Below are 13532 nucleotides of genomic sequence, written 5' to 3'. Positions count from 1 at the left end.
GCGACAAGGAGGCACCGGTGGCCAAGGGCGTGAGGTGGGACGATGGCTGAGGGCGGGACAGCGCGCAACCACGCGGTGGCGCACGTGCTGGAGGAGATCGCGGACTTGCTGGAGCTGCAGGACGAGCAGCCGTTTCGGGTGCGGGCCTATCGCGCGGCCGCCGAGCAGGTGCGCGGGCTGGCCGTCGATATCGCTGAGCTGGACGCGGCTGGCCAGCTCGATGCGATTCCGGGCGTCGGCAAGGCGTTGGCAGCCAAGATCCATGAGTACCTGACGACCGGCCAGTTGGGCTACTTGGAACGCCTGCGGGCACAGGTGCCGGCCGAGGCGGTGGCGCTGCTGCGCGTGCCGGGGATCGGCCCGGCGCGGGCGCGCCAGTTGCTCAAGCGGGGCATTACGTCGCTGGCAGCGCTGCGGGCTGCGGCCGAACGCGGCGAACTGCGCGGCATCCCCGGCTTTGGGGCGGCGTTGGAGCAGCAGGTGCTGGCAGCGCTGGCAACGCCAGAGGAGCGGCCGGCGCGGTTATTGCTCGGCGCAGTGCTGCCGCTGGCGGAGGCGCTGGCAGCCGAGCTCGCGCAGCACCGGGCGGTGCGGGCAGTCTCGCCAGTGGGCAGCCTGCGGCGCTGGCGGGCGACGGTTGGCGACGTGACGCTGCTGGTGGCGACGGCCGAGCCGGATGCGGTGATCGCGGCCCTGCCAAACCTGCCCGGTGTCGAGCGCGTGCGGGCCGAGGACGCGTGGCAGGTGCTCGAGCACGCGGCCGGAGTGCCGGTGCGGGTCGTGCTGGTCGAGCCGGACGCGTGGGGCACGGCGTTGCTGTTCTGGACAGGCGCGCGGGCGCACGTCGAGCAGCTGGCGGCCCGGGCCGTGGCGCGCGGTTGGCGGCTCACGCCAGCCGGGCTGGTCGATGAGCAGGGCCGGCGGCGTGCTGGTGCGGACGAGGCCGCGGTCTACGCCGCGCTCGGGCTGGACTGGGTGCCGCCGGAGTTGCGTGAGGGCGCAGGCGAGGTGGAGGCGGCGGCCGCGCACGCGTTGCCGGCGTTGGTGACCGTGGCTGACATCCGCGGCGAGCTGCACGCCCATACTGACTGGAGCGACGGTGCTGACACGCTGGAGCAGATGGTCGAGGCCGCGCGGGCCCGCGGCGACGCCTACCTGGTGATTACCGACCACTCGCCGACGCCAGCAGTCGCGGGCGGGCTGAGCGCCGAGCGGCTGCGCGAGCAGCATCGCGCGATTGCGGCGCTGAACGCCAAACTCGCGCCGTTTCGGGTGCTGCACGGGGCCGAGGTGAGCATCTTGCCGGACGGGCGGCTCGACTACCCTGACGATGTGCTGGCCATGCTCGACGTGGTGATCGTTTCGGTGCATAACCAATTCCGGCAGTCGCGCGAGGCGATGACCGCGCGCATCTGCCGGGCGCTCGCTCACCCGATGGTCGACGTGCTCGGGCATGCCACCGGCCGGCTGTTGGGGCGGCGCGATGGCTACGCCGTCGACCTCGAGGCCGTGATCGCGACTGCGGCCGCGCATGGGGTGGCGATCGAGGTGAACGGGCAGCCCGACCGGCTCGACATTGAAGACGTCTGGGTGCGGCGAGCGATCGCCCAGGGGGTGCTGGTGGCCTGCACGACGGACGCGCACAGTCGCCGGAACTTCGACTACCGGCGCTATGCGGTGGCGCAGGCGCGGCGCGGCTGGGCGGAGGCGCGCCACGTGCTGAACGCGCGGGATCTCGACGGGTTGCTTGCCTGGCGGGCGGCACGGCGGGCGGCGCGCCAGCAGGGCTAGCGGCGGGAACGGGGCAGGAGCGTGCGATCAGGAGGCAGACGAGAGATGGGCATGGGGCGGCGCGCGGCGCCGGCCGGCCGTGATAAGCGGAGGGCGTAGCCGATGGCGGGGCACAGCATCCGATTGATCGCGACGCATCAGACAGCCGGGGAGCAGGTCTGGATCCAGCGGGCGACGTTGCGCGACCTGCCGGCGCTGGCGCGGCTGCAGCGGCAGTGTTTTGGCGGGCAAGCGTATGGCCTGGTGACGCTGGCGGTGCTGGCGTACTGGCCGAGCGCGGAGTTGCTGGTGGCCCAGCTCGGCGACGCGCTCGTCGGCTGCGCGATCGGCGACGTGCGGGGCAAGCAGGGGCGTGTGCTCAACCTCTGCGTCGCGCCGGAGGTGCGGCGACGCGGGATCGGCCGGACGCTCCTGCTCGCGCTCGAGCAGGTGCTGGGGGCTGAGCAGTTCACCCTGATGGTCGAAGACAAGAACACTGCTGCCCAGGCGCTCTACCAGCGGCTCGGCTACCTCCCAGTCGGCGAGGTGCGGCACTACTACGGCCGCAACCGGCATGGGATTGTGATGCAGAAGCGCCTGGGCGAGCGTGCATCCTGGTGAGCAGGTGCTCAGGATGGCGAGTTAGGAGCAGCCAAGCCAATGCCACTGACAGGCGACGGTGCCCTGGCCGGGGTTGTGGAGGATCAGGACGATGCCGGTGACCATCAGGGCGATGAAGATGAGGGCGAGGATAACGGCCGAGAAGACGATGAGCCGTCCGCGCGGGGTCAGCGGCTCAGGGTTCATGCCGATGAAACTCATGCGGGTCACTCCTCCTTCTGCCAGCGCCTGCCCCGGGGCCTGAGTGGCCACCCGGGGCGCTCCTCCGCTGCTTCATCATGCCACGTGCCACGCCGATGTGGCAGGGCCGCCGCCCCATCGGCTAGCTGGCGAAGTCATTGCCGATGATCACAACGATCGCGTAGTTGCCACCGCCGCCAGGCGTGCCGGCATAGACCGCGCTGGGCGGGATGCCGAGGAGCGCAGCGACCTGGAGGGCGGCGTTAGTGTACTGCTGGCCGTAGACGTAGATCACGGACGTTGGATGCTGCCCGGCGTCGGGGGCCTGGGCGATGGCGACGTGGGTGAAGCCGTTGTTCTGCAACGTGGCGGCCGCCTGTGCCGCGAGGCCGCTGGTGTGGGTGCCATTTTCGACGAGGATAGCCGGCTGTTGCGCGGGCGCGGCCGCAGCTGGCGTTGGCGTTGCCGGGCGCGGCGTCGGGGTGGCGAGGCGCGGTGTTGGCGTGGCGACGCGGCTCGGCGCGCTGGACGTGGTCGGCGTTGGGGTGGCAAGCGATCGGGCAGTGGGCGTGGATTCCAGCTCTGGCGTCGGCGTTGGGGCGACGCGAGCGCTGGTGACGCGGGTGGGCGTGGGCGCCTCGGTTGGCTCGGGGATGGCTGGCGTCGCTGGCACCTGCGTCGGCTGAGCGCGGACGGTCGGCGCTGGCTCACCGGGCCGTGGCGGCATCATCTCGTTGAGGATTTGCTGGATCTTGGGCCAGTCGGGGATGGCGTAGTAGGGCTGGCCGGGTACCCAGTAGTCGTGGACGGCGGTGCCGAGCGTATAGCTCCGGATGTGCGAGCGGTCAATCTGCGTGCCGAGCTTGGCCAGCGCCAGGATGTCGGTCGGCGAGAGGTCGGTGCGGACGGTGTCGGCCAGCTGGTTGAGCAGCGTCGGCGCCTTGGTGATCAGGTTGAGCTGGATAGCCTGATCGCGGAGGGCACGCAGCACCTGCTGCTGGCGCAGGCCGCGGGCGAAGTCGTTGTCGTCGTGGCGCGTGCGCGCGTACTGGAGGGTGGTGGCGCCGTCCATATGCTGCAGGCCGGTGGAGAAGTAGATGCGGGTGTAGTTGTTGCCGGCGCCGGGGTACTCGTCGTCCTTAATCGGGGCAGGAACGTCGATCGTCACGCCGCCGAGCGTGTCGACGATCTTGATAAAGCCCTGGAAGTCGACTTCAGCAAAGTAGTGGATCGGGATACCGAAGTTGTACTCAATGGTGGCGCGGACGAGGCCGGGGCCGGTGTACTGCGAGGTCGCGCCGAGGGGATAGGCGGCGTTGATCTTGTCACGGCCGAAACCGGGGATCGTGACCAGCAGGTCGCGGGGGATCGAGAGCATCGCGACATCTTTGGCGACCGGGTCAATCGAGACAATGATGATGGTGTCGGAGCGGGGCGGGCCTTCGTCAGGCGTCCCCTGCCGCTGGTCGACACCGAGCAGCAGGATGTTGATCCGCTGGGTGCCGTTCCAGTCAGGCAAGGCGGGGGTGGGCTGGCCGGGCTGGGGTGTCACGAGGCGCAGTTCCGGCGTGCCCTGGGCGTTGATGACGACGGTTGCGCGGGGCACCGCGGTGACGAAGACCTGGTTGAAGGCGTTGCGGGCGGCCCACGCCAGCCGGATGGTATAGGCCGAGATAGCGAGGATAGCGACGAGGCTGAGCGTGAGAACGATGCGTCGGCCCCAGCGTGGGCGGCGGGCTGGCAACGGCGCAGGCGCGGCGACGGGCTGGGCTGATGACGCTGGCGGGGCACCCGCACCGCCGTTGCTAGCACGCGCGACAGGCGTCGGCGTGGCGCGACCAGTGTTGCGCCCGCGTTGGCGAGCGGCGCGGACTTGACCCGGTGTCAACCTCGTGAGTGGGGCCGGTTCTGGCTGCTGCCCCGACGGTGTATCGGCCATGCGCACCGTTCCTCAAGTGCGTGGCGCGCCCAGCGAGCACGTTGCATAGTGCCCCAGCGCTGCCACGCGCGTTCGGCCGGAGTATACACTCTGTCAGTGACAAGTGAGACGGGGGGCAGCATGGATGTCGCGCTGGAGCAGTGGCTGAACGGCGCAGCTGGGCACGAGCCGCTGCTCGATACGGTGATGATTCCGCTCGCACAACACGGGGCGCTGCTGTTTGCCGGGCTGGTCGCCATCTGGCTCGTGCTGGCCTGGTGGCGTGGCGACGCGGCCGAGCGGGCTGGGCCGCTGCTGGCGCTGGCCGCGGCCGCGCTGGCGCTGGCGGTGAACGGGGGGATTGCGCTGCTCTGGGCGCGGCCGCGGCCGTTCGTGGCGCACCCGCTGCTGGTGCACCTGCTGGTGCAGCATCCGGCCGATGCCTCGTTCCCGAGCGACCACGCGGCGGCCGGGTTTGCGATTGCCACGCTGCTGGTGGCCTTCCACCGACGGCTGGGGGCGCTGGTGCTCGTGCTCGCTGCGGTAATGAGCGTGGCGCGGGTCTACGTCGGCCTGCACTATCCGAGCGATGTGCTAGCTGGGGCGGTGATCGGCCTCGTCGTGGGCTGGCTTGTGGTGCGGCTCGGACGGCGGCCGGTGACGCGGGGCTGCGCGCTGGTAACGCAGGGCGTCAGCCGCTGGCGGGCGCGTCGGCTGACGAACCCGCGGCAGCCGTAGGCTGGGCAAGCGCCTCGAGCACGGTTGCGGCGGCAACGCTGCCACTGGTGATGCAGTCCGGCAGGCCAACGCCCTGGTACGCTGCGCCGGCGAGGGCGAGGCCGGGCCACGTCGCGCAACGGGCGGCGATGGCGGCGACGAGCTGGCGGTGGCCGACGCGGAAGATCGGCAAGGCGTTCGGCTGGCGCAGCAGCAGGGCATCGGTCGGGCGCGTTCGCAGGCCAGTGAGTGCGGCCAGCTCGTCGAGCGCCCGGCTGACGAGCACGTCGTCGGCGGCGTCGAGCGCAGCTGGGTGGCTGGGGACGAGGAAGACGCGGACGAGCGCCTCGCCGGCCGGCGCGCGGTCGGGGAACTTCTCGGTGACCCAGGTGACCGCGCTGATCAGGCGGCCGGCGGCCGCGGGCACGAGCACGCCACGGCCGCGGGCGATGCCGACGAGGTCGGCGGCGGGATAGCGGAGTGTCAGGGTTGCCCCGTGCTCATAGGGGATGCGGGCGAGCAGGCTGGCGAGGTCGGCGTCAAGCGAGGCCAGAAGCTGGGCGCTGACGAAGGCGGGCGTAGCCAGGACGACGGCCTGGGCGGTGAGGCGCTCGCCGGTAGCCAGGGTCAGGGTGAAGCTCGCGGCCTGCCCGTTGGCCCGGTTGCCGGTGATGCTGGTGACGGGCGTGCCGAGTCGGAGCGTGAGGCCGGGCCGGTCGGGGCGGAGGGCGGCGGCGAGAGCGTCGATGAGCGTGCCCATGCCGCCTTGCAGGCTGAGGAATGGCGGCTGGCTCGGCGTGCGGCGCTCGCGCAGCCGCGCCCGGGCGCCCTGGATGAGGCTGCCGTAGCGGCGCTCGAGTTCGGCCAGCTGTGGGGCCAGTGCCTGGACACTGATCTCGTCGAGGTCGCCAGCATATGCGCCGTGGAGCAGCGGCTGGGCGATGCGGGCGACGAACTCCGCTCCGAAGCGACGGCGCAGCAGCGCCCCGAGCGCCTCGTCGTCGGTGCGCGGTCGCGGGGGCAGGACGAGGTCGAGCAGGACGCTGGCCTTGCCCCAGGGGGAGAGCAGGCGGCTACGCAGGATGGGGCCGAGGCGGGTGGGCACGACGAGCCAGAGGCCGTCGGGCAGCGGCTCGAGCCGGCCGCGCCAGGCGATGAACGTTGGGCCGGGGATCGGCGCCTGGAGCTGGCTGCCGAGGCCGAGTTCGAGCGCGAGCTGCAGCGCGGCCGGCTTGCTGGTCAGGAAGCTATCCGGGCCGCGTTCGACGCGCGCGCCCTGCCAGTCGAGCGTCTCAACCCAGCCCCCGAGACGGGACTGGGCCTCGACGAGGGTGATGGTCAGCGGGCGCTCGCGGGCAGCCTGGCGCAGCCGGTAGGCCGCGACCAGTCCGGCCATGCCCCCGCCAACAACCACGATGTGCGGCGGCAGCGTGCGCGTCATGGGGCCGGCGTCGTGCTCGGTGCCGCACTGGACTGGGCTGCCGGCGCGCCGCTCGTTGTGGCCTCCCCAGCCAGGGCCGCGCGCACGACATTGGCGACGGCCTGGCAGAGCAGCGGGTGGTCGTTGAGCGAGACGATCCGCTCGAGGTGGACGCCGAGCTCGGCCGCGACCTGCTGCAGCTCGATATCGATGTCGTAGAGAATTTCAACGTGGTCGCAGAGGAAGCCGATCGGCGCGACCAGGATGTCGCGCGCGCCCTGGCTGGCCAGCTCGGCGACGACGTCCTCAACGGCCGGGCCGAGCCACGGCTCCTCGCTCGCGCCCTGGCTCTGGAAGGCGAAGCGCCAGGGGTGGTTCGGGAAGTTAGCAGCGAGGAGGCGGGCCGTCGTCAGCAGTTCCTCCGGGTAGGGGTCGCCCCACTGCAGGATGCGCTCAGGCAAGCTGTGCGCCGTGAGCAGCAGCGTGACCTGGTCGCGGATGTCGGCGGGGAAGCGGGTCAGGGCCTCGCGGACGCGCTCGGTGAGCGCGGCGATGAACGCTGGCTCGTCCTTCCAGCTGGTGACGGTCGTGACGGGGATGGTCACGTGGTGCTCGGCGAGCGCCTCCTGGAGCCGCTCGAGGTACGCGCCGACGCTCATCCGCGAGTAGTGGGGCGCCATCACGACGCCGACGAGCCGGTCAGGGTTGCTGGCGACGATGTCGGGGATGACCTCGCGAATGTACGGGTGCCAGTGACGCATGCCGACGAAGACCTGGTAGACCCGCCCGGCCTCGCTGCCATCGTTGAGGGCGCGGGCGATGCCAGCCGCCTGCGCCTGCGTCAGCTCCAGGATCGGCGAGCGGCCGCCGATCTGGCGATAGCGCTCGGTCAGCTCGGCCAGAAACTCCGGCGAGTAGGGGCGGCCGTGGCGGACGTCGCTGAGATATGCCGGGATGTCCTCGAGCGAATTGGGACCGCCGTAGGCCATCAACAACACAGCGACGCGCTCGGGGCGAGGCGATGTCATGGGGACACTCCTTTCACCTTGGCTCCTCTGCCCGATTCACACGAGCGACGGGCTAGGCTGTGCCGCATGCTCGTGCACATACTCGACGAGGAAGCGGACGTGCTCGACCGGCGTGTCCGGCAGGATGCCGTGGCCGAGGTTGAAGATGTGCCCGGGGCGACCGGCAGCCTGGTCGAGGATCTGCTGGGCCTGGCGAGCCAGGTCGTCACGGGGAGCGAAGAGCGCGGCCGGGTCGAGGTTGCCCTGGATGGCGCGATCGGCGCCGATTGCCGCCCAGGCGTCGGCCAGTGTGATACGCCAGTCGACGCTGATCACATCGGCGCCGGTGGCGGCGAGCAGGGGCAGGAAGCCAGCCGTGCCGGTGCTGAAGAGGATGACCGGGACGTCGAGCGGCTTGAGCGCGGCGACAATGCGCTGTGTCCAGGGCAGGACCGCGCGCTGGTAGTCGAAGGGGCTGAGCGCACCGGCCCAGCTGTCGAAGAGTTGCACGGCCTGGACGCCGGCTGCGACTTGTGCCTGCAGGTAGGCGATGGTGACCGCCGTGAGCCGCTCCATCAGCGCGTGCCAGGCTGCTGGCTCATGCGTCAGCAGGTGCTTGGTGGCCAGGTAGTGGCGGGAACTGCCGCCTTCGATCAGGTAGCTGGCGAGCGTGAACGGCGCGCCGGCGAAGCCGATAAGCGGGACGCGGCCGTCGAGCGCGCGCCGGACGAGGCGGATGCCCTCGAGCACGCCGCTGGCAAACTCCTCGGGTTCCGGCTGGAGCAGCTGGGCGACGTCGGCCGCGGTGCGGACGGGCGGCGAGATGACCGGGCCCTCACCGGCGCTGAAGTGGAGCGAGCGGCCGAGGCCGGGGACAGGCAGCAGGAGGTCGGCGAAGATGATCGCGGCATCGACGCCGAGGGCCTCGACCGGCTGGAGCGTGACCTCGGCGACGAGGGCCGGGTCAGCGCAGATCTCAAGCAGCGAGGCACGGGCCCGGACAGCGCGATACGCCGGGAGGTAGCGCCCAGCCTGGCGCATGAACCAGACGGGGGTGGTGTCGACCGGCTGGCGACGGCAGGCCCGCAAGAACCGTGACGTGTCCATGCATCACTCCCGGCGCCGGCAGGCTGTCCAGCGCCGGGGAGATTCTACCAAATGGCGCGGCATGGCGCGGGCGAATTGCCCACAGCGACGCCGGAGCCGCCAGCAGCAAACCTGTCATGCGCCGCCCACCTGCGAGTGCCGCGATGTCAGCGTGCCGCCTCAGCCCGTGCCAGCGGGCGCTCCACCACCAGGCTCGCTGCCGTGGCCCGCAGCGCCTGCAGGCGGTCTGGGCCGAGCAGGGTGGCGAGGTGGGCGAAGGCGGGCGAGAGCAGCGGCGCGCGCGGGCCGGTGCCGTGGGCGTCGCTGGCGAGCAGGTGGGCAAGCCCCGCCCGCAGCAGCTGCTCGCCGGTCGCCTGGGCCGCCGGGCCGTTCGCTCCAAGCAGCGAATCAGCATTGATTTCCAGAAGCACGCCGCACGCCACCAGCGGCCGCACGATCGCGGGATCAGCCTGGACGGGATCGTAGCGCTCGGGGTGGGCCAGAATCAGCTGGTAGCCGGCCGCCTGCACCTGCCGCGCGCGCTCAACGATGTCGGCCGGCCACTGCCGCCAGTTCGGCAGCTCAGCCAGGACGGCGCGGCTCTCGCCAAGCGGCAGCGCTCGGCCAGCGACCAGGCGCTCGGCCAGGTCAGCAGTCAGCTGTTCTTCCCGGCCGGGGATGACGGTGAGCGGGATGCCAGCCTGCTGGATGGCAGTGTTCAGCGCGGCAACGGCCGGCGCTACCTCCTCGACCGGGCAGAGGTGGGCGTGGGGCGTGGCGGCGATGATGCGGGTGCCGTCGGCGGCGGCCAGGCGCGCCATCGCCAGCGCAGTGGCCAGATCCGGCGCGCCGTCGTCGACACCGGGCAGGATGTGGCTATGCAGGTCAACCTGGACAATCTCGCGCTGGTGCTGCGCGTCGCTCATGCACACTCCTTTCTCCCCACCCTGAGGATACGCTGGCTGGCAAGCCCGCTGTTGCCGTGCCGTGAACAGCTACCGCTCGAGCAGGTCGAGGACGGGCGCCAGGCGGGCCAGGCTGGCCGGCGTGTTCGGTTCGAGGCGGAGGATGAGGTGGCGCACACCTGCCGCGGCGTAGGCGAGGAACTCCTCGGCCAGGGCCTCGGGTGGGCCGATGAGCGGGTCGGCGACGACGCCGTAGATCGGGCCGTAGCCGGGGAAGGCAACGAGCACGGCGGCCGTCTTGACGAGGCTGGCTGGGTCGCGGCCGAGGCGCGCGCAGGCGGCGTCGAGGGCGGCGAGGTGAGGGCCGATGCCGGCCGCGCGGTTGCCGGTTTCGGAATAGTAGACGTTCCACCAATCGGCGTAGCGGACGGTCAAGTCAAGGACGCGGGGGCCGGTGCCGCCGATGAGCAGCGGCGGGCCGGCTGGGCGCGGGCCGCGGGGGCGGATGAGCGCGCCGTCGAGCTGGTAGAACTGGCCGTGGAACGTGACCGCGCCAGTGCGCAGCGCCTGGTGGACGACGGCAACGGCTTCGGCGAACCGGCTGACGCGCCGCTCCCAGGGGAAGCCGAACTGGCGGAACTCGCTTTCGGTGTTGCCGGCGCCGAGGCCGAGCACGAGCCGCCCGCCGCTGATCTCGTCGACGGTGTCGGCCATCTTGGCCAGCAGGCCGGGGTGACGCCAGGCGGTGCAGAGGACGAGCGTGCCGAGGCGGACGCGCCGGGTAATGGCCGCGAGCGCAGCCAGCAGCGACCAGCCTTCCCACACGCCTTCGGGCTGGCCGTCCGGCGTGCGGACGAGCAGGTGGTCGACGACCCAGAGGGCATCGAGGCCGATCGCCTCAGCGACGGCGGCAAACGCCTGGTAGTCGGCCCAGCGCGGCGTCTGGCCAGCCAGCCGGTATTCCGCCTGCGGCAACAACACCCCCAGCTCAATCGCACGTGGCATCGTCTGCTCCTTTCCTGCTCGGCCGCGGCGCAACCAGCCCCGGACAGCTCGTGCCCTCCCCCACCGGGAACGCTGCGCTCGGGCTGACCGTGCAACCAGCCCCGGACAGGTCGCGTCCGACCGCTACGGCATCATGCCTGAAGCGGGCCGATCTGTCAGCCCCGTGAGCGCACCGACCGAGACTACTCCTCTGTCGAGGGGCGCGCCGAGCCTGACAGCGCGGAGCAGCCGGTAACGGCCCCAGCCGAGGCCACCCTATCTCCTACATTACGACGGGTTCCAACACAAAATACGCCTTTTGGCGTAGTACGTACACCTGGCATACGACAAAAGGCGTAGTCCCTCCACCCGGGGACTACGCGCTTTGTCGTATTCCCTTTCCCCGCGCATTCGGCTATGCCCAGGAGTGAACGAGCGGCCCGTGCCTAGCTGGACGGCGCGGCGGTGGCACGCTGCCGGGAAGAGGAGGGCCGTGGGAGACCGGCGGTATTCGTCAGCAGGCGGCCTGGCACGGGGCCTGGAGCGGATTGGGGAATAGCCTGAGAGAGGAGGCGTAGCGTATGCCAGTACGTCGACTGCGTTCGCAGAGGGTCGGGCGGGCGATCCTCAGCATGCTGCTTGCTTGTGGCTGGCTGGCCACGCTGTGGGCCGTGCCAGCCCGCGCCGCCGGCACAACCTACACGGTTCCCGCTGGGGCAGTCGCTGATGATCCCAACGACAACGTCTGCTCACTGGTCGAAGCGGTGACCGCTGCAACGACCAACGCAGCCTACCACGAATGTCCCGCTGGATCGGCAACCGACCCCGACACGATCACGCTCGCCGCTGGAACCTATACGCTGACCAGCCCCTTACCAGAGACCTTCCCCTCTCAAGACGGTGGACTGGTCATTGCCGGCGCCGGCTTGAATGCGACGACCGTCCAGTACAACAACCCACAAGGGGATTGGCTCTGGGCATTTGGCGACATCACGGTCACCGTGCAAGACCTCACCCTCGACGGCGGAGCGAACTCACCTGGCCTGCAGCCCACGGGGGCGACGTTCACGCTCCGCAACGCTCGGCTTCAGCATTTCGGGATGGCCCTCCTGATCGGCCCGTCGGGTGGGACGGTGACCGTCCAGAACACGCGCTTTACCCAAAATGGCCCGTCTGCTTTCGACGAAGGGGCAATCGGCATTGATAATAATGAGCCAGCGACGCTGATCGTGCAGAACTCGCAGTTTGATGGCAATCAGGCCGGGTCGGGCGGGGCGATCTGGGTCTGGCCGTCCGGGGGCACATCGGCGACGGTGCAGATCACCGGTTCAACGTTCACCCAGAACCAGGGGCTTGCAGCGGACACGAACATCCTCTGCTTCTTTGCCGGCGGCGGGGCGATCTGGATCAATCCGACGAGTCACGCTCAGGTGACGGTCGACCAGAGTACGTTCCAGGGGAACACGACTGCTGGTTACGGCGGGGCGATTTCCGGTCCGGTCACGGTCACCAACTCGACGTTCTCCCAGAACCATGCTGATAAAGAGGGAGGCGCGCTCGCGCTTGTGACGCACGACAGTGCATCCGGCTCCATCCAGGTCTCCGGCAGTACATTCACTGACAATACGGCCGACGAGGGCGGCGCCATCTTTCTCGGCGGCTGTTCTGACGCGAGTCTCTCAATGGTCAACTCGACGATCAGTCACAATACGGTCTCGAATGGCGAGGGGAGCGCGATCTACCTGTCTGGTCCGAACTCGCAGGCCTCTCTCGCCTTCGTGACCCTGGCTGACAACAGTGGACCGACCGCGCTCGACGTTGGTGAAGCGCCCCATGGCACGTTCCGGCTCAAGAACGTCGTGTTGGCTGACCCGAATGTTCCCGAGTGTGGCCCGCTCGACAACGGGAGTGGCACGGGCCTAACCGTCCAGACGGCTGGTGCGGTGCTGGCCGACGATGCCTCCTGTGGCAGCGGCGTGAGCGTCGTCCCGAACCTCCGCTCAACGCTCGGGAGCCTGACCAGTAACGGCGGCCCCACCCCGACGCATGCGCTGCTGAACGGCTCACCGGCCATCGCCGCTGTGCCGTCGGGGCAGTGCACCGACTCGGCCAACAGTTCAGTGACGCAAGACCAGCGGGGCCAGCCGCGGCCGAACCCGTCCGGGACACGGTGCGACGCTGGCGCCTACGAGAGTGAGCTCGGCTCGTCTGCCACGCCGCCCTCAACACCCACGCCCTCAACACCCACCCCGACGCCGACGCCAGTGCCCAAGCCGGACCTGGTGGTGAGCGCGCTCGACGCCCGGCCGCGGGCAGCGCGCGGTGGGCCGCTGCGGGCCACGGTGACCGTGCGCAACCAGGGCACGGCGCCCGCCCCGGCGAGCACCGTTGCCCTGCTCTTCTCGGCTGACCCGACGCCGAGTGCCGACGACCTGGCGCTGGGCACCTGCAGCGTGGGGCCGCTTGGGGTTGGCCAGGAGGCCAGCTGCCAGGTGACGGTGCGGGCGTTGCCGCGGGCGCCGCAGCACCAGCAGGGGTACCTGGTGGCGGTGGCCGACTGGGGGAATGGGGTGGTTGAGCTGAACGAAGCCAACAACACGCTGGCCCAGCCGTTCCTGATCCAGTAGCGGCGGGGAGGCAGTCCGCGCGTGCTCCGGGGGTAGGTGCGCTGCCCCCGGAGCATCATCCTGCGCCAGGCCCTGGCGGATCCCCGCGGGTGAGCTGCGGCAGGCACGGGCGCAGGGGCTGCGGCTACGTGGCCCGTCGGCTGCCCCGGTGGACGCTCTTGCACAGCTGGGCTGCGGTGAGCGGGCTGGTCATCTGCAGGGGTGTGGCCGTGCCCCTGGCCCTGGCGCATGCACGCTGCCGGGCTATACTCGGGCCAGGTAGTCGGCGTGGAGAGGCCGTGCGATTGGGAGGGCGTG

The 13532-nt window shown here is 70.6% G+C and carries 11 protein-coding genes; 4 read left to right on the top strand and 7 right to left on the bottom strand.

Annotated features, from left to right (window positions below):
- The first annotated feature begins 42 nt into the window (after positions 1-42).
- Together polX and N675_RS03745 are read left to right on the top strand one after the other, a co-directional pair.
- Positions 43-1791 carry a DNA polymerase/3'-5' exonuclease PolX gene (polX, locus tag N675_RS03750; RefSeq protein WP_038038135.1) on the top strand — a complete coding sequence of 583 codons (1749 nt, stop codon included), beginning with the start codon at positions 43-45 and terminating at the stop codon, positions 1789-1791.
- A gap of 102 nt (positions 1792-1893) precedes the next feature.
- Positions 1894-2391, top strand: coding sequence for a GNAT family N-acetyltransferase (locus N675_RS03745; protein ID WP_038038134.1), 498 nt, complete (start codon positions 1894-1896; stop codon positions 2389-2391).
- 21 nt (positions 2392-2412) lie between these two features.
- On the opposite strand, the gene N675_RS03740 is transcribed toward N675_RS03745, so the two are convergent.
- Together N675_RS03740 and N675_RS03735 are read right to left on the bottom strand one after the other, a co-directional pair.
- Positions 2413-2592 carry a hypothetical protein gene (locus N675_RS03740; RefSeq protein WP_038038133.1) on the bottom strand — a complete coding sequence of 60 codons (180 nt, stop codon included), beginning with the start codon at positions 2590-2592 and terminating at the stop codon, positions 2413-2415.
- Between the two features lie 121 nt (positions 2593-2713).
- Positions 2714-4510 carry an LCP family protein gene (locus tag N675_RS03735; protein ID WP_051914086.1) on the bottom strand — a complete coding sequence of 599 codons (1797 nt, stop codon included), beginning with the start codon at positions 4508-4510 and terminating at the stop codon, positions 2714-2716.
- A 120-nt stretch (positions 4511-4630) separates the two neighbouring features.
- Between N675_RS03735 and N675_RS03730 the strand changes: the two genes are divergently transcribed.
- Positions 4631-5227, top strand: coding sequence for a phosphatase PAP2 family protein (locus tag N675_RS03730; RefSeq protein ID WP_051914085.1), 597 nt, complete (start codon positions 4631-4633; stop codon positions 5225-5227).
- On the opposite strand, the gene hemG is transcribed toward N675_RS03730, so the two are convergent.
- The 5 genes from hemG to N675_RS03705 all read right to left on the bottom strand — a co-directional run bounded on the left by hemG (position 5181) and on the right by N675_RS03705 (position 10629).
- A complete protein-coding gene (hemG, locus tag N675_RS03725; protein ID WP_051914084.1) occupies positions 5181-6647 on the bottom strand; it encodes a protoporphyrinogen oxidase in 1467 nt (488 codons plus the stop codon). The genes N675_RS03730 and hemG overlap by 47 nt on opposite strands.
- Positions 6644-7654 (bottom strand): ferrochelatase, encoded by a 1011-nt coding sequence (gene hemH / locus N675_RS03720; RefSeq protein ID WP_051914083.1) that lies wholly within the window; start codon positions 7652-7654, stop codon positions 6644-6646. Before hemH ends, hemG begins: the two co-directional genes overlap by 4 nt.
- Before the next feature lie 36 nt (positions 7655-7690).
- Positions 7691-8740 (bottom strand): uroporphyrinogen decarboxylase, encoded by a 1050-nt coding sequence (gene hemE, locus N675_RS03715; RefSeq protein ID WP_038038132.1) that lies wholly within the window; start codon positions 8738-8740, stop codon positions 7691-7693.
- Between the two features lie 146 nt (positions 8741-8886).
- On the bottom strand, positions 8887-9645 hold the full coding sequence (locus tag N675_RS03710) for a tyrosine-protein phosphatase (protein ID WP_051914082.1): 759 nt from the start codon (positions 9643-9645) through the stop codon (positions 8887-8889).
- A gap of 69 nt (positions 9646-9714) precedes the next feature.
- On the bottom strand, positions 9715-10629 hold the full coding sequence (locus N675_RS03705; protein WP_051914079.1) for an LLM class flavin-dependent oxidoreductase: 915 nt from the start codon (positions 10627-10629) through the stop codon (positions 9715-9717).
- Positions 10630-11189: 560 nt separating this feature from the next.
- Here N675_RS03705 and N675_RS03700 point away from each other — a divergent pair.
- Positions 11190-13235: a choice-of-anchor Q domain-containing protein gene (locus N675_RS03700; RefSeq protein WP_038038131.1), complete on the top strand. Its 2046-nt coding sequence runs from the start codon at positions 11190-11192 to the stop codon at positions 13233-13235.
- Positions 13236-13532: the final 297 nt, after the last annotated feature.

It is taken from the genome of Thermorudis peleae (genome assembly GCF_000744775.1).
GTDB classification, from domain to species: domain Bacteria; phylum Chloroflexota; class Chloroflexia; order Thermomicrobiales; family Thermomicrobiaceae; genus Thermorudis; species Thermorudis peleae.
Note: the sequence above shows the minus strand (reverse complement) of the source record. Positions and strands in the feature narration are given on the sequence as shown.

Bases quoted from the DNA above. Each gene is read 5' to 3' on its own strand.
- N675_RS03710 (WP_051914082.1), bottom strand. From the start codon at position 9,645: ATGAGCGACGCGCAGCACCAGCGCGAGATTGTCCAGGTTGACCTGCAT.
- N675_RS03735 (WP_051914086.1), bottom strand. From the start codon at position 4,510: ATGGCCGATACACCGTCGGGGCAGCAGCCAGAACCGGCCCCACTCACG.
- N675_RS03740 (WP_038038133.1), bottom strand. From the start codon at position 2,592: ATGAGTTTCATCGGCATGAACCCTGAGCCGCTGACCCCGCGCGGACGG.
- N675_RS03705 (WP_051914079.1), bottom strand. From the start codon at position 10,629: ATGCCACGTGCGATTGAGCTGGGGGTGTTGTTGCCGCAGGCGGAATAC.
- N675_RS03730 (WP_051914085.1), top strand. From the start codon at position 4,631: ATGGATGTCGCGCTGGAGCAGTGGCTGAACGGCGCAGCTGGGCACGAG.
- hemG (WP_051914084.1), bottom strand. From the start codon at position 6,647: ATGACGCGCACGCTGCCGCCGCACATCGTGGTTGTTGGCGGGGGCATG.
- hemH (WP_051914083.1), bottom strand. From the start codon at position 7,654: ATGACATCGCCTCGCCCCGAGCGCGTCGCTGTGTTGTTGATGGCCTAC.
- N675_RS03745 (WP_038038134.1), top strand. From the start codon at position 1,894: ATGGCGGGGCACAGCATCCGATTGATCGCGACGCATCAGACAGCCGGG.
- polX (WP_038038135.1), top strand. From the start codon at position 43: ATGGCTGAGGGCGGGACAGCGCGCAACCACGCGGTGGCGCACGTGCTG.
- hemE (WP_038038132.1), bottom strand. From the start codon at position 8,740: ATGGACACGTCACGGTTCTTGCGGGCCTGCCGTCGCCAGCCGGTCGAC.
- N675_RS03700 (WP_038038131.1), top strand. From the start codon at position 11,190: ATGCCAGTACGTCGACTGCGTTCGCAGAGGGTCGGGCGGGCGATCCTC.